The sequence below is a fragment of the Mesorhizobium sp. P2_B5 genome, from assembly GCF_056404775.1.
This window is the reverse complement of record NZ_JBFUDJ010000001.1, coordinates 362,432-378,118: the sequence shown is the minus strand read 5'-3', so window position 1 is coordinate 378,118 and position 15,687 is coordinate 362,432. Positions and strand designations below refer to the sequence as shown.

Annotated in this window: 25 protein-coding genes and 1 tRNA gene; 20 read left to right on the top strand and 6 right to left on the bottom strand. The window is 60.3% G+C overall.

The features are described from left to right. Positions 1-43 precede the first annotated feature (43 nt). Positions 44-262, bottom strand: coding sequence for a hypothetical protein (locus AC1D1N_RS01995; protein ID WP_436261854.1), 219 nt, complete (start codon positions 260-262; stop codon positions 44-46). Positions 263-986: 724 nt separating this feature from the next. On the opposite strand from AC1D1N_RS01995, the gene AC1D1N_RS01990 reads away from it, so the two are divergent. From AC1D1N_RS01990 to AC1D1N_RS01960, 7 genes are all read left to right on the top strand, one after another. Then, positions 987-2,213: a tyrosine-type recombinase/integrase gene (locus AC1D1N_RS01990; RefSeq protein ID WP_477346280.1), complete on the top strand. Its 1,227-nt coding sequence runs from the start codon at positions 987-989 to the stop codon at positions 2,211-2,213. Then, positions 2,203-2,691, top strand: a complete 489-nt coding sequence (locus AC1D1N_RS01985; protein ID WP_477346279.1) for a hypothetical protein — start codon at positions 2,203-2,205, stop codon at positions 2,689-2,691. Before AC1D1N_RS01990 ends, AC1D1N_RS01985 begins: the two co-directional genes overlap by 11 nt. Positions 2,692-2,816: 125 nt before the next feature. Then, on the top strand, positions 2,817-3,020 hold the full coding sequence (locus AC1D1N_RS01980; protein WP_477346278.1) for a helix-turn-helix transcriptional regulator: 204 nt from the start codon (positions 2,817-2,819) through the stop codon (positions 3,018-3,020). 63 nt (positions 3,021-3,083) lie between these two features. Beyond that, complete coding sequence (locus AC1D1N_RS01975; protein ID WP_477346277.1) at positions 3,084-3,278, top strand: hypothetical protein; 195 nt, start codon at positions 3,084-3,086, stop codon at positions 3,276-3,278. 120 nt (positions 3,279-3,398) lie between these two features. Next, complete coding sequence (locus AC1D1N_RS01970; RefSeq protein ID WP_477346276.1) at positions 3,399-4,091, top strand: hypothetical protein; 693 nt, start codon at positions 3,399-3,401, stop codon at positions 4,089-4,091. Then, positions 4,088-4,432: a hypothetical protein gene (locus tag AC1D1N_RS01965; protein ID WP_477346275.1), complete on the top strand. Its 345-nt coding sequence runs from the start codon at positions 4,088-4,090 to the stop codon at positions 4,430-4,432. The genes AC1D1N_RS01970 and AC1D1N_RS01965 overlap by 4 nt, the downstream gene beginning before the upstream one ends. Next, positions 4,429-4,680 (top strand): hypothetical protein, encoded by a 252-nt coding sequence (locus AC1D1N_RS01960; RefSeq protein WP_477346274.1) that lies wholly within the window; start codon positions 4,429-4,431, stop codon positions 4,678-4,680. Before AC1D1N_RS01965 ends, AC1D1N_RS01960 begins: the two co-directional genes overlap by 4 nt. Positions 4,681-4,691: 11 nt before the next feature. On the opposite strand, the gene AC1D1N_RS01955 is transcribed toward AC1D1N_RS01960, so the two are convergent. Then, positions 4,692-4,949: a hypothetical protein gene (locus AC1D1N_RS01955; protein ID WP_477346273.1), complete on the bottom strand. Its 258-nt coding sequence runs from the start codon at positions 4,947-4,949 to the stop codon at positions 4,692-4,694. Positions 4,950-5,022: 73 nt separating this feature from the next. Here AC1D1N_RS01955 and AC1D1N_RS01950 point away from each other — a divergent pair, with 73 nt between their 5' ends. The 9 genes from AC1D1N_RS01950 to AC1D1N_RS01910 all read left to right on the top strand — a co-directional run bounded on the left by AC1D1N_RS01950 (position 5,023) and on the right by AC1D1N_RS01910 (position 10,190). Next, positions 5,023-5,799, top strand: a complete 777-nt coding sequence (locus tag AC1D1N_RS01950) for a hypothetical protein (RefSeq protein WP_477346272.1) — start codon at positions 5,023-5,025, stop codon at positions 5,797-5,799. Between the two features lie 11 nt (positions 5,800-5,810). Beyond that, positions 5,811-6,020 carry a hypothetical protein gene (locus AC1D1N_RS01945; protein ID WP_477346271.1) on the top strand — a complete coding sequence of 70 codons (210 nt, stop codon included), beginning with the start codon at positions 5,811-5,813 and terminating at the stop codon, positions 6,018-6,020. Continuing rightward, positions 6,013-6,471 (top strand): hypothetical protein, encoded by a 459-nt coding sequence (locus AC1D1N_RS01940; RefSeq protein ID WP_477346270.1) that lies wholly within the window; start codon positions 6,013-6,015, stop codon positions 6,469-6,471. Before AC1D1N_RS01945 ends, AC1D1N_RS01940 begins: the two co-directional genes overlap by 8 nt. Further along, positions 6,468-6,725, top strand: a complete 258-nt coding sequence (locus tag AC1D1N_RS01935; RefSeq protein ID WP_477346269.1) for a hypothetical protein — start codon at positions 6,468-6,470, stop codon at positions 6,723-6,725. The genes AC1D1N_RS01940 and AC1D1N_RS01935 overlap by 4 nt, the downstream gene beginning before the upstream one ends. A gap of 107 nt (positions 6,726-6,832) precedes the next feature. Further along, entirely contained in the window at positions 6,833-7,288 is a 456-nt protein-coding gene (locus AC1D1N_RS01930; RefSeq protein ID WP_477346268.1) for a hypothetical protein, read from the top strand. After that, positions 7,281-7,670 carry a hypothetical protein gene (locus AC1D1N_RS01925; RefSeq protein ID WP_477346267.1) on the top strand — a complete coding sequence of 130 codons (390 nt, stop codon included), beginning with the start codon at positions 7,281-7,283 and terminating at the stop codon, positions 7,668-7,670. Before AC1D1N_RS01930 ends, AC1D1N_RS01925 begins: the two co-directional genes overlap by 8 nt. Then, the gene (locus AC1D1N_RS01920) at positions 7,667-8,947 is read left to right on the top strand and encodes a DUF2460 domain-containing protein (protein WP_477346266.1); all 1,281 of its coding nucleotides are present in this window, start codon (positions 7,667-7,669) and stop codon (positions 8,945-8,947) included. Before AC1D1N_RS01925 ends, AC1D1N_RS01920 begins: the two co-directional genes overlap by 4 nt. A gap of 231 nt (positions 8,948-9,178) precedes the next feature. Further along, positions 9,179-9,619 carry a helix-turn-helix domain-containing protein gene (locus AC1D1N_RS01915; protein ID WP_477346265.1) on the top strand — a complete coding sequence of 147 codons (441 nt, stop codon included), beginning with the start codon at positions 9,179-9,181 and terminating at the stop codon, positions 9,617-9,619. After that, positions 9,576-10,190, top strand: a complete 615-nt coding sequence (locus AC1D1N_RS01910; RefSeq protein WP_477346264.1) for a PIN domain-containing protein — start codon at positions 9,576-9,578, stop codon at positions 10,188-10,190. The genes AC1D1N_RS01915 and AC1D1N_RS01910 overlap by 44 nt, the downstream gene beginning before the upstream one ends. 75 nt (positions 10,191-10,265) lie before the next feature. On the opposite strand, the gene AC1D1N_RS01905 is transcribed toward AC1D1N_RS01910, so the two are convergent. The 3 genes from AC1D1N_RS01905 to AC1D1N_RS01895 form a co-directional block, all read right to left on the bottom strand. Then, positions 10,266-10,472 carry a hypothetical protein gene (locus AC1D1N_RS01905; RefSeq protein ID WP_477346263.1) on the bottom strand — a complete coding sequence of 69 codons (207 nt, stop codon included), beginning with the start codon at positions 10,470-10,472 and terminating at the stop codon, positions 10,266-10,268. After that, the gene (locus AC1D1N_RS01900) at positions 10,469-10,915 is read right to left on the bottom strand and encodes a hypothetical protein (RefSeq protein ID WP_477346262.1); all 447 of its coding nucleotides are present in this window, start codon (positions 10,913-10,915) and stop codon (positions 10,469-10,471) included. Before AC1D1N_RS01900 ends, AC1D1N_RS01905 begins: the two co-directional genes overlap by 4 nt. A 267-nt stretch (positions 10,916-11,182) precedes the next feature. Then, positions 11,183-11,272, bottom strand: a tRNA-Ser gene (locus AC1D1N_RS01895). 347 nt (positions 11,273-11,619) lie between these two features. Between AC1D1N_RS01895 and AC1D1N_RS01890 the strand changes: the two genes are divergently transcribed. From AC1D1N_RS01890 to AC1D1N_RS01880, 3 genes are all read left to right on the top strand, one after another. Continuing rightward, entirely contained in the window at positions 11,620-12,333 is a 714-nt protein-coding gene (locus tag AC1D1N_RS01890; RefSeq protein WP_477346261.1) for a 50S ribosomal protein L21, read from the top strand. Between the two features lie 100 nt (positions 12,334-12,433). Further along, on the top strand, positions 12,434-12,703 hold the full coding sequence (rpmA, locus tag AC1D1N_RS01885) for a 50S ribosomal protein L27 (RefSeq protein ID WP_015315190.1): 270 nt from the start codon (positions 12,434-12,436) through the stop codon (positions 12,701-12,703). A 135-nt stretch (positions 12,704-12,838) separates the two neighbouring features. Then, positions 12,839-13,426, top strand: coding sequence for a GNAT family N-acetyltransferase (locus tag AC1D1N_RS01880; protein WP_112393576.1), 588 nt, complete (start codon positions 12,839-12,841; stop codon positions 13,424-13,426). A gap of 195 nt (positions 13,427-13,621) precedes the next feature. Here AC1D1N_RS01880 and AC1D1N_RS01875 read toward each other — a convergent pair whose 3' ends face one another. Continuing rightward, positions 13,622-14,485: an endonuclease/exonuclease/phosphatase family protein gene (locus AC1D1N_RS01875; protein ID WP_436261852.1), complete on the bottom strand. Its 864-nt coding sequence runs from the start codon at positions 14,483-14,485 to the stop codon at positions 13,622-13,624. 170 nt (positions 14,486-14,655) lie between these two features. Here AC1D1N_RS01875 and obgE point away from each other — a divergent pair, with 170 nt between their 5' ends. Beyond that, positions 14,656-15,687 (top strand): GTPase ObgE, encoded by a 1,032-nt coding sequence (gene obgE, locus AC1D1N_RS01870; RefSeq protein WP_477346260.1) that lies wholly within the window; start codon positions 14,656-14,658, stop codon positions 15,685-15,687.

Here is a 15,687-nt window from a genome sequence, read left to right as displayed (position 1 = left end):
GCTGTGGCTGGGCTCTCCAAAGTACTCCGAACCGGAATAGCTTTCAGTTAACGTTCGGCGGCGTGTAGCTCTCCCACCGCGATAGACGGGTCTTGATGTCGAAGCGGGACGCCTCGAAGTTGGTGCCGGTGATGACCTTGTTTTTGCCGTCGATCAGCCGATAAAGCTCGTTGTTCTCGACATCGTCGACAGGGTGGGTCGATCGCACCACCCGCAGCCATAGCAATCGTGCTCGATCGCAAACGTCCTTGACCCGGTTCATTTCTTCCTCCCGTCAGTCTCCGTGCTGCTCGAGGTCTTCATCGCACACGCGGTCTCGGCCGGGCCGCCCGGGCTCGGTCAGTGCGCTCAACTTTGCTCCTGATCTGTCATCCCGTCAATGTCATCTCATCCAGTCAGAGCCCGCTGCGTCGAAGCAGCAAACGCCGCTTCGATCCCGCCGGTAGCGCATCCCCCGGCATTTCCAGCAGACGGGGCGGGTTCGAAAGTGGGGCCTCCACGATCTGCACGAGTGACCGCCCGCTAATCTTTAGGCGGATTTCCGACGTCGAGAACCTTTGTAGTATAGGCGACCCGCGTCAAACCTATCACGTGTCGCGGTCGGTGGACGCCGTAATCGCGAGTCGGCCTTAACTAGGCCCGTCGTTGCCGAGAAAGGCCGACAACGGTCGACAAGCGATCCCGCCGAGATCGCCTTTTTCCGACGAAGCAAGGAACTCGGGAAATTTACCATCTTTGCCACGGTGACGAAAAGATAAGCGGAAACCGACGGGGGCAGTTCGGGGGCTATCGTTATAATGCGAGAAAATATCTAATAACTTCAATGTGGGATGGCGGAGAGGGAGACCGCCAGACGATTGATTTTGCTGACTTTATTGTCAGGCGACCCCTTGCTTTTCCTAATCCCCATGCAAATATCCCAGAACATATTGCACGTTAATGACTTTGCTGGCAACCATGCTCGTTAGGAAAGCCGTTAGGAAAGAATGGCGCGCCACAAACTTCGGGATACACAAATAAAGGGCCTGCCGGCCGGTCGGCATGGCGATGGCGATGGCCTGTGGCTCTATGTTCAGAAGTCCGGAACGCGCAGTTGGGTTTTCATATTCATTCGCCAGGGCGTGCGCCGGGAGTTCGGACTCGGCTCCTACGGTAATGCGTCAGGCAAGATCAGTCTGGCCGATGCGCGAAGCCGGGCCGACGAGGCGCGCGAGATTATCAAGCACGGCGGCGACCCTACGAAAGAGATGGCGCATCGGCGGCGATCGGTAAAGCTGCGCACCTTCGGAGAGTGCGCCGACGAGTTGCTCACCTCGAAAGAGAACACCTTCCGGAACGCGAAGCACGCGGCACAATGGAAGATGACACTGACGGAATACGCGCTGCCGCTGCGCAAGATCCCCGTCGGCGACGTCACCACAGATGAGGTGGTCCGGGTGCTTCGGCCGCTATGGGCAGAGAAGCAGGAAACCGCCTCCCGGCTGCGCGGCCGCATCGAGAAGGTGCTCGACTATGCCAAGGCGGTCGGGCTGCGGTCAGGCGAAAATCCAGCCCGTTGGAAAGGTCACCTCGACCATATCCTGCCGGCCCGCCAGAGGCTCGCCAGAGGTCACCATGCAGCTATGGCCTATGCAGACGTCCCGGCCTTCATGGTTGAACTCGCGGGCGTTGATGGCTTCGGCGCCAGGGCACTCGAACTCTGCATTCTCACCGCGACACGGTCGGGCGAAGTGCTGAACGCGAAGTGGCCAGAGTTCGACTTAGGGAAAGCCCTGTGGGCGATCCCCGCCGAGCGGATGAAGATGGGCAAGGAACACGTTGTCCCGCTCTCAGCGCGCGCCGTTGCCGTGCTCAAGGGCCTTCAGGCGAAGCGGCTATCCGACTATGTATTCCCCGGTGCCGCGCCGAAAAAGCCGCTGTCCAACATGGCGATGACGGCTGTCCTGCGTCGGATGAAAAAAGGCGAGTTCACCGTGCACGGCTTCAGGTCGAGTTTCCGGGACTGGTGCGGCGATGCAACGAATTTCCCGCGGGATGTCGCCGAGATGGCGCTGGCGCACAAGGTCGGCGACGAGGTCGAGCAGGCATACCGCCGCGGCTCGGCGCTGGCGAAGCGCAAGAAGCTGATGGACGCATGGGCGGCCTATGTGTCGAGCACGAAGGGCGGCACGAATGTGGTGCCGATCGGCAAGGCGGAGCGAAATGGACACTGAGGCCTGGTTCGAGGATGCCTTAGCAAGGGAGGAAGCACGTTGGCGAGCTGGCGACTTTCGCGGCTTGGTGATGGCCTTCATGCTTATGTTTGAAAATGGCAGACCGCTTCCGGAGTGGCTAGGTAAAGCCGTGGCCACTGAATTGAGCGGGATCTACACAGGCAACGGAGCGCGCAAAAAAGGCGGAATGAAACCGGCCTTAGCCGCCTTCCACAACCAGCGGCATGTCGTGCGCTGGTCCTTGGCTAGAAGAGCATTGGCGGGTCGCTCTTCGGTCGCTGGCAAAGAAAAGGCTTGGCTTAAACTCGCTGGCTATGCCGACAACCAGGATGGGGCTTTCCAATGGGCGTCAGACCAGTTGAAGGGTGCTCCAGCGCGGGGAAGCCGCGGTGCAATTGAGACAAGTTACAAGCTTGTCAACGACGCGATAGCCGAGGGCAACGGCGCTCTATACGGCATCGTTGAGGAAGCCGGGTAAAAAATTCCCGAAATTCTTCCTTCTAGCGGATCAATCCGAAACCCTATCAATAGACGACACCGTCAACAGCGACGACGGTGGCGACCATAGAGGCCACCTAACTCGCATAGCGAAAGGTGGCAAATATGGACAGCGACGCTGTTCTGATTTCGATCAAGGAAGCGGCTCGGATTACCAGCCTCTCCCGAACTTCCATCAACGAAAAGCGAGCGGCGGGCAAATTTCCGCAGCCGGTTCCGCTCGGTGACAAGCGCATCGCCTTTGTCAAATCCGAGGTGGAAGACTGGATTCGCTCGCGCATCGCCGCGCGTCAGCCGGTGGCCGCATAAGATGGCCATCACCCTCTGCACCGCCGTCGCCTTCCTGATGAGCATCGTCATGGGGTGGGCGCCATGAGCATCGATCTTCAGCCCGACGAAGCAGTCGCCGCCGCTGCACGGTGGCTTGCAACAGATCCCGACCATGTTGGCAAAGCGATCGTCCCGACGATCAAGACTAGATTCGGCCTAGATACGCCTTCTGCAATCGAAGCCGTCCGGCAAGCCAACATCCTCCGCCGACAGGGAGGCGCGGATGGGACCTCCTAACGAGAAACCCGCCGCGGGCGGGGCGGCGGGCTCATCGGAGATGTCGAAAGGTTGGGACCGGATCGACAGGTATCAGAATACCTCAGGCGATCCATCTCCGCAAGCAAGCGGTGGCGGCTGATGGGCAACACTTCCCGTGAACCTCGCCATCTGCGCCTATACGAATGGCTGACCAAATGCCCGGCGTGGCGATCGCTCGACGTGTACGAGCGCTCTCTCTATGTCGAGTTCAAGGCCAGGTATAACGGCTCGAACAATGGCGACATCGGCTTCAGCGGCGACGAGATGTGCGCCGCCATCAATTGCAGCAACCGACCCGCCGACCGCGCTTGCGACAGGCTGGTGGAACTGGGATTCGTCAAACTCGCGAAGAAAGGACACTTCGACTGGAAAGCACGCGCTGAAGGCCGCAGCCGGGCAAGCACCTGGACATTGACGGAATACCCACTCGACTATCCGACACACAGCGCAATGCCGGCGACGAAGGACTTCATGAAATGGCGGAAGGAAACTCTCCCTCCCCGGAAAAAAACGCGGGGTGACCACGTCACCCGAATGGCAGTACGTCGTCACCCCATTTCAAAGAGCATGGCAGTACCACGTCACCCGATTGGGGTGACCACGTCACCCGATAACGACGGAAATGCCGACTTGGATGGGGTGACCACGTCACCTGCATATAGTTTACCACATACCCTTGGTGCTGATCGGCCTACAGACACCCCGCCTTCCCAATCCATTGAGACCAGCCCGGCACTTGCCAGAGCTATGGAACGGCGCGGCTGGACTGACAGACGGCGGGGCCGCTCATGACCGGCGAGCACCGTTCCCCAGGGGAACACCCCCATTCCGACCAGCCAAACTTCACGCTCGATGACTATCTCGGCATGTGCAACAGCGGCGAGGCTGAGTTTTCCGTAGCTGAGGCGGCACGCGTCATGGGCGTTTCCCGCGCCTATGTCTACCGATGCATGCTGTTCGCCAGCATCCCGGAAGACGAGTTCGAAGACGTTTTGGCTCATGTCCGGGCGACCAAAGGCCTGAATTCCACGACGGCTGTTGCCGACGAGATCAAGCGGCGCACCGGCAAGGCGAAACGCTACGTCGAGAGCTGTCCGCATTGCGGCGGCGCGCTCAGGACGCGAACGCGATGACCGGCGGCAAAGCGAGAACCGCCGATCAGCGGCGCGAGGCCGACCGGATTCGGAAGCAAGAGGAGCGAGCGCGCTACGACGCTGGCATCATCCTGCTCAATGTTCCGGTGCATAAGAAACGCATTAGCGCACTCCTGGTAAATTTGCAGAAGCTCGATCCAGACGTTGCCAACGACAAGAAGGCTATCGAGGCGGCAGCGTCCGAGTTGCTGGCAAGTCTGAAGGCCGTTGATATCTTTCCCCGATAAAATCCATTGCGTCACGTGTGACAATTCTTTCTGTTGCTTGGGAACGATGATTTCTTTGATTTGGAGATTCCAATGCGCGCCGCAATTTCAATGGTCGACAATCCGAGCACCGCCAACATGGCGTTGTGGGTTAAGGCAATCGCCATGGGCGGCGGCCAACTAAACGAGGCTGTCGAGTTCGCCGAACGAATGCGCATGCCGGACCGCGTCAAGGCGGCAGTCGCGCCGCATTTATCGACCGACAGCGACCAGGAGGCGCTCGCCAACACAAGGACGATCCTGACGTCGTTCGCGCCATTGCTTCGCAACTCGTCGGCGTTTTTCCGCCTGCTCGACGGTTCGATGATGATGCGGGCGCCACTTCGGCAGCGCGTTTCATATCTGACCAGTGCCGCCCAGGTGACCAGGGTTGGCGAGGCGCAGGCGATCAAGGTTCAGCGCAGCGCTCTAGACAGCGTCAATCTGGATCCGATGAAAGCGACCTCGATCCTGGTTTTCTCTGAGGAACTTTTGAATTGGCTGAGCACGGCCGGCGAGGCGTTTTTATCGAACGAATTGCGCAAGGCGATTTCAGCGGGCGTCGACGTCGGATTCTTCGCCGCGATCACCGATGGCTCGACGCCTACGCAGGCTTCATCCGGTTCGACCGAATCGGCAGCCCTGGCTGACTGCTACGCGTTGTTCGAGGCCGTCCAAATCACAGCGGAATCCAAGCCGTTGTTTGTCATGTCGCCGGATGTCGGGCGCCGCGCCGCGACGTTGATCGGCGGTGGCGGTAGAGCGTTTCCGCTGATGGGTCCGACAGGCGGCGAAATGTGCGGCGTGCCTGCGATGGCCGTTGATGGATTGTCGGCCGGCACCTTGGGATTGATCGACGGCGCCGGCATTGCGGGCGATGCTGAAGGCGTCGAGATCAAGAGCGCGAAGCATGCCAGTCTGCAGCTATCCGACTCGCCAGATTCGCCGGCGACCACGTCAACCACGATGATTTCGCTATGGCAACGAAATCTGACCGGTGTGATGCCGTCGATCTACTTCGCCGCGCAGCGTCTCCGAGACAATGCCTTCGCCACGATCAGCGCCGTCCAGTGGAACGCGTCTGGCAACAGCCCGACGTAGGAGAAACGATCATGAGCTATGCAGTGGTGAATGCCGAAACCTGGCAGCGCGGCAAGGAATTTTCTGAAGGCGCACGCGTCGAGCATGAGGGCATTGTCTGGGAGGCGCTGCTGCCGATCCCGGCAAACTTCAGGCCGCAGAACGCCAAGGGAATTTGGCGGATGCTCGGCCCTGTCGATACCAAACGGACCTTCGAACAGTTCGGTGCGACCCATGGCTGACGACTTTGAAAAGCTGGTCGACGTGGAATGCGAACGTGTCCGAAAGGCGTTAAAGAACGGCCTCGCAAAGATGAAGGCCAACAGCACTCCGAAGGGCAACGAATTCTGCAGCATCACGCACAATCAGTATCACTGGCTTGTAGAGATGGCATGCAACGGCATTGGCCTAGCGCGTGCTGTTGGTCTCAGAGCAAGTGAACGCCTCACTGCAGCGGAAGCCCGCATCAAAGCGCTGGAAGAGGGCAAGGTGATAGGGGTCAAGTATCTCGGCACCTATCAACGCGCCGTGCCCTACGACAAGGGCGCCGTGGTCACCTACCAGGGCGACATGTGGACGTGCCTTCAGAATGTCGCAGAAGGCATCGTGCCCGGCAGCAACACCGCCGCATGGCAACTGTCATCCAGAGCCGGCAAGCCTGTCACTGTCACCAAACCAAGAGGCAGCAAATGATCATCAACATCAACCTAGACGGACTGACGCCAGAGCAGATTGAGGCGAAGAACGGCGCTGCGTTCGATCTCGCCATTCAACGCCAGCTTGAGCGCGACGAGTTGTTTCTGTTCGACCACGGCGACCCCACTCCCGAAGAGGTTGCCGACTTCCTTGAGCTTCGCCGCGCCGTCCATGCAGAGTGGAAAGCCGAATGCCTGGCAGAGGTGAGACGCTGGCTCCTCGATGAGAATGCGCCGGCCAAGCTGCAGTGACCCAGGGGCGGGCCATCGCGACAAATTTTAGGTCCAAACCGCCGACCGCTCCGGGAGCTTCACGTTCAATTTCGTCCAGAATTTTCGCTGAAGGTTAGAAATTCGCAATGGGTGCCAGAGGCAGAAAATCCGCGGTTGAAACAACCACGATCTCATCCAAGGTCGACGGTAAGATTATGCAGCCGCCGGAAGCTATGAGCCAGGCCGAAACCGATGTTTGGCTGGACGTTCTCCGGTGCCTCCCGGTGGATTTCATCGCCAGAGAATCGGCCGAATTGCTGGCAGGCTACTGTCGGCACGCTGTCTCGACGCGAGATCTCTCGACCATGATAGCCCGCTTCAATCCCAAATGGCTGAAGGTCGATGGCGGGATTGCTCGCTACGAAAAGCTTCTGCGGATGCGCTCTGTCGAGAGCCGGGCGATGCTCGCCTGCGCCCGAAGCCTGCGCCTGACCTCGCAAAGCAGGGTCGACCCGAAAACAGCCGGCCGCGCGCGGCGCAATGGAATGCTGCCCAGTTATTACGATCTCGAAGGCAACAAGGATGAGTTTTTCGATGACTGAGGGACTCCAGCGCACGCCAAACCTGCCTGTAAGGGGCTTCCTGAAGCCAGGTGAGAAAGCCGACGGCTCGCACCTTGATCCTATCGATCGGGAGGCGCTTGAGAGGTGTATCGAAATCGCGCGCCAGGATACGCGCCCAGGCCGCGCCGAGCAGATCACATGGATGATCGCAAACAACGGTGGCGGCTGGTTCGAGGCCGCAATCTTCGCGTCATACTGCTGCCAGATGCATTCATTGCGGTTGAAGCCGTGGGAATCGCCGCCGGTTCACGGTCGCATAGAAGATCCGCCGTCTTGGCGCCTCCTGCAGCGCATGTTGAGGGCAAACCTTTCGCAGTTTGAGCCTGACCCGCCAGCGGCGCTAATGAGGGCCAAGCCATGACAGACAGCGTCGCCATCAACGACAAGTTCGCTCTCGGCATGAGGATGGGGCCTGTATTCCAAACCACGATCACGCCGCTTTCTGGCGGCTATGAAGACCGCAATCAGGACTGGCCCGTTGCGCTGTGGAAATACGAGGTCTCGCTGAATAATCGGCCGATCGCCGAGATTCGGGCCTTCATGGCTCATGTGCTTGGCCGGCGCGGCGCTGCCAATTCCTTCCCGCTTCGTGATCCGCTCGACAACACGCTGACAGACGAAAACATCGGCACCGGCAACGGCGTCACGCTCGAATTTCAAATCAAGAAAACCTATGCCGATGCCGATCGCCCATACCGCCGGCCGATTGCCATCGTGTCCAACCTCGTCGTGAAGGTCGCTGGCGTTACGCAGGTCGAAGATGTTGACTACGTGCAAGAGGATGGGTGGATAGGCTTCACGAGCGCGCCGACATCTGGACAAGCGATCACCGTGACATGTGACTGGCTGGTTGCGGTCAGATTTGAGGCCGACCAGAACCCCCTCACGCTGCCGATCGGTCCAGGTACGTCGAATGCCTTCGCTTCGGCAGGGCCGTTCGTGTTGTTGGAAAGGCCGGTCCCGAAGCCGGATCTTGGCACGCCACCACCGCCGCCCACCCCCTCAACAATCGCCAGTGTGGCCACAGCTTCCGCTCTCGTCGCTGGCGGCAGCCCGTCATTTGCAGGCATGAGTTTCGGGGCGGAAGCCGACGACCGTGTTTTAATCGCGTTCATTTGCTACGATGGCACTGTTTCAGGAGCGGGCTTTCCGTCGACAATAACGATCGGAGGCGTAACGGCCAACAAGAGGGTTCAGCACCTTGCGACCGGCGGCAAGAATATTGCCGGCTATGCCGCTGCGGTGCCAACCGGCACGAGCGGCACCGTGTCGTTGACGCTCACCAATCCAGGCGCCAGCAATATCGGCTATCTCTGCTCGCTGCTGCGCGCGACGGCAATAGCGACGACGATATCGGACACCGCCACACCAGCAGTTGTCAGCGCGACTTCCGTCAGCGCTTCCATAAACTGTCCGGCAGGCGGCGTTATCGCTGCCGCGGTGTTCGACGAGGTCAACGCCAGTGCCCAGACGTGGACCAATCTGACGGAATTGAATGACTTCGGCGCCTTTTTCGTGGAGCTTTCCGCCGCTGGTGACGTGTTTGCCAGTGCACAGACGGGAAGGACGATCACGGTAGGGCCAGGGGCTACGCATACGCTGCGGCTCGTCGCGGCATCCTTCGCGCACTCGCCCTGAGTAACGGGAACAATGTCGGACCTGATTTGTACTCCGGACACCACGCCGAACGCCTACCGCAAAGCAAGCCAATGACGGACAAGCCGGCCAGGTAAGCGCTGGAAGTAAGGTCTGCAGGCGGCCTGCGTCATCTTGAATCAGGCGGCAAGGGAACGTTCATACGTTTCGTTTATTGCGTTTATACGCGAATGCGATCATACCTCTGACCACTGCAAGGGGAGAAAAACAGCCATGCTACTCGAATATCCTGGCACTGTTGTGCCAACGCCGGCTGAAGTCGAGCTGGCAGCTAAGGCAAGCCGAACTCTATCTCGGCATACAAAACAGGCCCTCCGCATACGGTTGGATGATGGCGAGGAGTTAACACTGCCGACGGCCGCGGCGAGGTTGCTTACCCACCTCCTAACTGAGATGTCTCAGGGCAACGCGGTGACCTTAATCCCGCTCCATGCCGAGCTGACAACCCGGCAGGCGGCAGACTATCTCAACGTGTCTCGGCCTCATGTGGTGAAGCTTTTGGAGATGAAGAAAATCGCCTTCCACAAGGTGGGGACACATCGTCGGATTAGATTTAGCGACGTAGCCGCGTTTAAACAGGTTCAGGAGGGAGCACGCCGCGAGGCGCTTGATGAGTTGGCTGCTCAGGCCCAAGAGATGGGGATGGGCTATTAGAATCGCCGGCTATACAGTCATTCTGGACGCCTGTGTGCTTTATCCCGCTCCGCTGCGAGACTTCATATTGGAGCTGGCCGGGAGCGGGATTTATCGAGCCCGTTGGACTGAAATGATCCATGATGAGTGGACAAGAAGTCTCTTAAAGGACCGTCCTGATTTGGATCCGGCAAAGCTTGACCGAACCCGGAAACTCATGAACGCGAGCGTTCTCGGTTGCCTGGTCGAAGGCTTTGAAGGCTTGATACCTGCTCTTGAATTGCCCGATCCGGATGATCGCCACGTCTTAGCCGCGGCAATTCACACGGGCGCCGATGCGATCGTAACCATGAATTTGAAGGACTTCCCAGCCAGCGTTTCCCAGCAATACGAGCTTGAGATCCTACACCCGGATGAATTCCTCTATCAGCAATTCGGTCTTGATCCCGCTGCGGTGGTAATCGCCGCTCGCAACTGTCGTGCTCGGCTGAAAAATCCGTCGAAAACGCCCTCCGAATTTCTCGGCACTCTGCAGGCGCAATCTTTGCCGCTTCTCGTCGATGAGCTAGTCGCCTACCAAGATTTGATCTGAAGGGGTCGGGGGAGATCAAACGAAAAGCCCGCCACCGTGAGGGGACGGGCCAAACTTCCAAAGCGGAAGTTCCGATCAGTCGTGGTCTGGCTGCTCGCCGTTCTCCCTGATTGCTTCAAGCGTCGCAACCCCTGCCTTGAGCTTCGCCAGACCTTCGCTCAGCACAGCTTCAATAGCACTGCGTTCCTGCATGTCATCGATGTCGGCCAACGCCATCAGCGCTGCGAAAAACAGATGCTTTGCCATGTTGAGGTTGTCGATGGCGTCGATTGTGTCGCTCATGAGGGCACCTGTTGAATTTCCCGGAGGCGCTGCATTGCCTTGCGGGCCAAGTGACGGGCGGCGGGGTCGCGCTCGTCGCCCGTACACATTTCATCTTCATTGCCGATGTAGTCGGTTTCGTCGCCGTTCGGCTCGGTGTCGCCGCCGTCCTCGTCGTCGGCATTGTCCAGCTCAAGGTCGCATGTGTCGCTGCCGTGGCCGAGGTTTGGCGCACTGTATGACGCCAAGCCTGATCCGCCGCGCTCCGTCCAGCCGAGCGACGGCTCGTCGTCGTCTGTGCTTTCCAGATCGCAGTCGGCTTCCATGAGGTCGAGCGCCGTTATCAGGCTCATGGCGCAGTCAAGGTGGTCGTTAAGGCGCTTCTCGACCGATTGGCGCCATTGTCTCGGGTCCATGCCCCTGGGCATGCCGTAGGGCTTTAGAAGACGCATGTGTGCGCTCATGGCTTCTCCTCCCGCTCGACTTGGCGAATGACGCGGCTGCCGGCGTCGCCCAGTGTGTTCGACAGGCGGAGGAGTCTCAGCGCAAGGTGAAGGCGTAGAAGGCGCGTGCGGAGCCCCGCTGCGGCAAGCAGCAGGCATATTGCGAGGTAAGTTATGACGTGCATTTCCCTGTCTCCTTCGGTTGCATTTTCCTTGGGAAACGCATTGGGAAGGAGGCAAGCGGCGTCGACAACTATCCTACAAAATCAATCTGTTAGGCAAGAAATCTGGCGGAGAGGGAGGGATTCGAACCCCCGATGGGCTTGCACCCATGCCGCATTTCGAGTGCGGTGCATTCGACCACTCTGCCACCTCTCCGCGGTCATGGTCGGCCGTTGCCGGCGCGGCGCACTAGATAACGGCTGGGCGGGCAGGTTACAAGGCCAAATCCGCGGGGAAATTCCGCTTCCTTTGCGGGCCTTGCCTGATCAGGCATTGGCGGCGTCGACAGGCGCCGCCGGTCCGCGCTCTGGAGCAAGGACCGGAACCGCAGGGAATCGGGCCGTTTGCCTTGACTTCACCCGAACCTTCGGTTAGGGGAAGCGCGCAATCGGCGTGGAGGGTTCTTCCGCGCCGCTTGTTTTTTGAACCCGCAGACTGACAAAAAGACGGCCGAACCGCCAGAGGCGGTTCATCAAGGCCGACCGAACAGCGAAAGGCAAAAAATGTTCGCAGTCATTAAAACGGGCGGTAAGCAGTATCGCGTTGCCGCCAACGATCTCCTGAAGATCGAAAAGCTTGAAGCCAATGTCGGCGATATCGTCGAAATCGGCAGCGTTCTCGCGCATGGCGAGGGCGAAAATGTTACCTTCGGCGCACCGTTCGTCGATGGCGCTCTGGTCACGGCGGAAGTTGTCGAGCAGGGCAAGAACCGCACCGTCATCGCTTTCAAGAAGCGCCGCCGGCAGAATTCGCGCCGCAAGATCGGCCACCGCCAGCTTCTGACCACGGTCAGGATCGCCGAGATCCTGCTGGGTGGCGCTAAGCCTTCCAAGAAGGCCGCAGCCAAGGTCGAAGCCAAGGCGCTGGAAGCCAAGGCCGACGTAGCGCCCGAGGCGAAGGCCGAGGCCGCGCCGAAGGAAACCAAGGCCAAGAAGGAAGCCAAGGCAGAAGCTGCCCCGAAGGCGGAAGCCAAGGCCGAGACCGCCGTCGCGGCGCCGCTGTTCAAGGCGCCGAAGGGCGAGCCGGACGACCTGACCGTGATCAAGGGCATCGGCCCGGTCGCCGCCAAGGATCTGGCCGAACAGGGCATCATCACCTTCGCGCAGCTGGCCAAGCTGACCGACAAGGATGTCGCCAAGATCGACGAGCACATGCCCTTCAGCGCCGACCAGATCAAGGACTGGCGCGAGCAGGCCAAGGAACTGGCGAAGAAGTGATTTTTCCGGCGACAAGGTCGCCGGATCGGACTTGAAACGGAACGCGAACGCGTTCATAAGACCATTCAAGCGCCTCTTGAGGCGCATCGGAGTTAGTTAGATGGCACACAAGAAAGCTGGCGGCTCGTCGCGCAACGGTCGCGACTCGCATTCCAAGCGCCTGGGCGTGAAGAAGTTCGGTGGCGAAGCCGTCATCCCGGGCAACATCATCATCCGTCAACGTGGCACCACCTGGCATCCCGGCGTCAATGTCGGCATGGGCACGGACCACACCCTTTTTGCGCTTGAGACCGGCGCAGTCACCTTCAACAAAAAAGCCAACGGCCGAACCTACGTATCGGTCAACCCGATTACCAAAGCCGCGGAGTAGCCGGTTCCGCACTACAAAACCGGCGCCCATCTCGGGAACCGGTGTCTGGCCAACCAGTGAATGGATCGGGCCAGGAAAAGGATCAGGGGAGATGGGTTTTCCATCTCCCCTTTTTTCTTGCCTGGAGGACTGAAAATGGTTGCCGAAGCGGAAGACACCGAAGACGAAAGTTACGCGATAGACTGCCCGGTGCTGGCCACGGAGCGGCTGGTGATGCGGGCGCCCTGCGAAGCCGATATTGCGCAACTGGTTGAGCTTGCCGACAACCGTCATGTCGCCGAAATGCTGGCCCGCATGCCGCACCCCTATGGCGAGGCCGAGGCGCGCGCCTTCCTGGCCATGACCCGGTCGCGCCGGGCCGGCATTGCGTACGCCCTGACGCTCGCCGGCACCGACACCTTCGTCGGCTGTGCCGGCCTCAACATGACCGATCGCGGACTGGAGCTCGGCTACTGGATCGGCGAGCCCTACTGGAAGCGCGGCTATGCGACGGAGGCAGCGCATGCGCTGGTCGACCTCGCCTTCCAGCGGACGTCGACCCAGGTGCTGCAGGCCTCGACCAGGGTCATCAATCCGGCCTCGCGCCGGGTCATCCACAAGTGCGGCTTCCAGTATGCCGGCCAGGGCATGCTGAACTCGATCGTCGCCGGCCAGGTGCCGGTCGAGCGGTATCGGCTAGACAGGAAGACGTGGATAAGTCTGCGAAACTGGGTCCACTTCTAGGTGTATTGATATTCAGGTGAGGCCGGTCTGCGAATGGCGGCTTCCTGCGCTTCCGGTGCTCACGTACTTAAGTGCGCTCCGCTCCGGTTCTCGGAAGCCACCATTCTCGACTCGGCCAGACCTGAATCTCAACACACCTAGGCGCGTGGCTCCAAACGACAGGTTTGGAAACGTCGGTTGTGGATCGGGCTTAGCTCAGCCCATCTCGACCCAGACCGGGAGATGATCGGAACCGACGGCTTTTTGATCGACCCACAGGCGCTTCAGCGATCCGGCGAGCGAGGCTGAGGTGAAGATGTAGTCGATGCGCTTGTGGCGGCTTGTGTCCTGCGGCCGGTTGGGATCGACCCAGGTGACGATGTCCGGCGCGTTGAGGCGCTGGGCGACATCGACGGCGAGATCGGCGGTCAGCGGCATGCCGAACTCATGGTCCGAGCGGCCGACGAGTTCGACATATTCCGAGGAGCCGGACAGCATGTTGAAGTCGCCCATCACGATGAAGGCTTCCGGATAGGGCAGGTCCGGCAGGCCGATCTCGGGAATGCCGGAGAGACCGCCGCCTTCGAGAGCATAGTTCAACAGGCGCTGGCGCAGAAAACGGATCTGGCTGGCGCGTTCAACCGGACTGCGATGGTCGAGATGGGTGGAATAGAAGCGCACGAAGCCGAGCGGGGTCTCGATCAGCGCCTCGAGCGCGCCGCGTTGGAAGTTCATCGCCTCCAGGCTGCGGCTGCGCGGCAAAAGCAGATTGCGCGACAGTTGGATGGGCGTCTTCGACAGCACCATGTTGCCGAGCTGGAAGGTCGTGGTGATGGCGCGGCCGGCCTCCAGGCGCGAGCCGACATTGACCTCGAAATTGCTGCCATAAGCGGCAAAATACTCGGGCAGCGCCTCGCCGATCTCGGCCACCATGTCGCGGTTGCCGTTCCTCGGATTGTTGCGGGTCACTTCCTGCAGCGCGATCACGTCGGCGCCGCGTACCGCATCGGTGATGCGGCCGAGATCGTAGCGGCCATCCAGACCGATGCCGTACTGGATGTTATAGGTGACGACCTTCATTCCCACGCCCCCCACGCTCCGTCTCGCGAACACTGCTACCGCTTGCCCGGCAAAAGGGCATCCGGCGCTTTAGTCGCAAATCGGCCTCGCCCTTCGGTCCGCCTTGGTTTAGAGCAAGGCGCAAGGTTAGAGCAAAGCCGCAAGGCCAACAGCAGAAACTGCGTAGTCCAATGAAATTTCTCGATCAAGCCAAGGTCTATATCCGCTCCGGCGACGGCGGCGCCGGTTCGGTGTCGTTCCGGCGCGAAAAGTTCATCGAGTTCGGCGGCCCCGACGGCGGCGATGGCGGCCGCGGCGGCGATGTCTGGCTGGAAGCCGTCAACGGGCTGAACACGCTGATCGACTACCGCTACCAGCAGCATTTCAAGGCCAAGACCGGCGTCCACGGCATGGGCCGCAACATGACCGGCGCCAAGGGCGCCGACGTGACTCTGAAGGTGCCGGCCGGAACCCAGGTCTTTGCCGAGGACAATGAGACGCTGATCTGCGACCTGACCGTGGTCGGCCAGCGCTTCCTGCTCGCCAAGGGCGGCAATGGCGGTTTCGGCAATCAACATTTCAAGACCTCGACCAACCAGGCGCCGCGCCGCGCCAATCCGGGCCTGCCCGGCGAAGAGATGAATATCTGGCTGCGGCTGAAGCTGATCGCCGATGCCGGCCTGGTCGGGCTGCCCAATGCCGGCAAGTCGACTTTTCTTGCGGCGGTGACCGCCGCCAAGCCGAAGATCGCCGACTATCCTTTCACCACGCTGCATCCCGGCCTTGGCGTCGCCCGCATCGATGCGCGCGAATTCGTAATTGCCGACATTCCGGGTCTTATCGAAGGCGCGCATGAGGGTGTCGGCATTGGCGACCGGTTCCTCGGCCATGTCGAGCGCACGCGGGTTTTGTTGCACCTGGTCTCGGCGCAGGAGGAAAATCCGGGCAAGGCCTACAAGACCGTGCGCGCCGAACTCGATGCCTATGGCAATGGCTTGACCGACAAGGTCGAGATCGTGGCGCTCAGCCAGGTCGACATCCTCGACGCCGATGAGCGCAAGAAGAAGGCCGCGTCGCTGAAACGCGCCGCCGGTCGCGCGCCGATGCTGTTGTCGGCGGTCACCGGCGAAGGCGTCGAAGCAGTGCTGCGGGCGCTGATGGCGGTGGTTGGCGAAGCGCGCAACGCGACTGCCGCTCCCGTCGAGACCCGCTGGAACTCATAG

Excerpts from the sequence above, each read along its gene's own strand:
- AC1D1N_RS01995 (WP_436261854.1), bottom strand. The coding sequence starts at position 262 with ATGAACCGGGTCAAGGACGTTTGCGATCGAGCACGATTGCTATGGCTG.
- AC1D1N_RS01990 (WP_477346280.1), top strand. The coding sequence starts at position 987 with ATGGCGCGCCACAAACTTCGGGATACACAAATAAAGGGCCTGCCGGCC.
- AC1D1N_RS01985 (WP_477346279.1), top strand. The coding sequence starts at position 2,203 with ATGGACACTGAGGCCTGGTTCGAGGATGCCTTAGCAAGGGAGGAAGCA.
- AC1D1N_RS01980 (WP_477346278.1), top strand. The coding sequence starts at position 2,817 with ATGGACAGCGACGCTGTTCTGATTTCGATCAAGGAAGCGGCTCGGATT.
- AC1D1N_RS01975 (WP_477346277.1), top strand. The coding sequence starts at position 3,084 with ATGAGCATCGATCTTCAGCCCGACGAAGCAGTCGCCGCCGCTGCACGG.
- AC1D1N_RS01970 (WP_477346276.1), top strand. The coding sequence starts at position 3,399 with ATGGGCAACACTTCCCGTGAACCTCGCCATCTGCGCCTATACGAATGG.
- AC1D1N_RS01965 (WP_477346275.1), top strand. The coding sequence starts at position 4,088 with ATGACCGGCGAGCACCGTTCCCCAGGGGAACACCCCCATTCCGACCAG.
- AC1D1N_RS01960 (WP_477346274.1), top strand. The coding sequence starts at position 4,429 with ATGACCGGCGGCAAAGCGAGAACCGCCGATCAGCGGCGCGAGGCCGAC.
- AC1D1N_RS01950 (WP_477346272.1), top strand. The coding sequence starts at position 5,023 with ATGATGATGCGGGCGCCACTTCGGCAGCGCGTTTCATATCTGACCAGT.
- AC1D1N_RS01945 (WP_477346271.1), top strand. The coding sequence starts at position 5,811 with ATGAGCTATGCAGTGGTGAATGCCGAAACCTGGCAGCGCGGCAAGGAA.
- AC1D1N_RS01940 (WP_477346270.1), top strand. The coding sequence starts at position 6,013 with ATGGCTGACGACTTTGAAAAGCTGGTCGACGTGGAATGCGAACGTGTC.
- AC1D1N_RS01935 (WP_477346269.1), top strand. The coding sequence starts at position 6,468 with ATGATCATCAACATCAACCTAGACGGACTGACGCCAGAGCAGATTGAG.
- AC1D1N_RS01930 (WP_477346268.1), top strand. The coding sequence starts at position 6,833 with ATGGGTGCCAGAGGCAGAAAATCCGCGGTTGAAACAACCACGATCTCA.
- AC1D1N_RS01925 (WP_477346267.1), top strand. The coding sequence starts at position 7,281 with ATGACTGAGGGACTCCAGCGCACGCCAAACCTGCCTGTAAGGGGCTTC.
- AC1D1N_RS01920 (WP_477346266.1), top strand. The coding sequence starts at position 7,667 with ATGACAGACAGCGTCGCCATCAACGACAAGTTCGCTCTCGGCATGAGG.
- AC1D1N_RS01915 (WP_477346265.1), top strand. The coding sequence starts at position 9,179 with ATGCTACTCGAATATCCTGGCACTGTTGTGCCAACGCCGGCTGAAGTC.
- AC1D1N_RS01910 (WP_477346264.1), top strand. The coding sequence starts at position 9,576 with ATGAGTTGGCTGCTCAGGCCCAAGAGATGGGGATGGGCTATTAGAATC.
- AC1D1N_RS01905 (WP_477346263.1), bottom strand. The coding sequence starts at position 10,472 with ATGAGCGACACAATCGACGCCATCGACAACCTCAACATGGCAAAGCAT.
- AC1D1N_RS01900 (WP_477346262.1), bottom strand. The coding sequence starts at position 10,915 with ATGAGCGCACACATGCGTCTTCTAAAGCCCTACGGCATGCCCAGGGGC.
- AC1D1N_RS01890 (WP_477346261.1), top strand. The coding sequence starts at position 11,620 with ATGTTCGCAGTCATTAAAACGGGCGGTAAGCAGTATCGCGTTGCCGCC.
- rpmA (WP_015315190.1), top strand. The coding sequence starts at position 12,434 with ATGGCACACAAGAAAGCTGGCGGCTCGTCGCGCAACGGTCGCGACTCG.
- AC1D1N_RS01880 (WP_112393576.1), top strand. The coding sequence starts at position 12,839 with ATGGTTGCCGAAGCGGAAGACACCGAAGACGAAAGTTACGCGATAGAC.
- AC1D1N_RS01875 (WP_436261852.1), bottom strand. The coding sequence starts at position 14,485 with ATGAAGGTCGTCACCTATAACATCCAGTACGGCATCGGTCTGGATGGC.
- obgE (WP_477346260.1), top strand. The coding sequence starts at position 14,656 with ATGAAATTTCTCGATCAAGCCAAGGTCTATATCCGCTCCGGCGACGGC.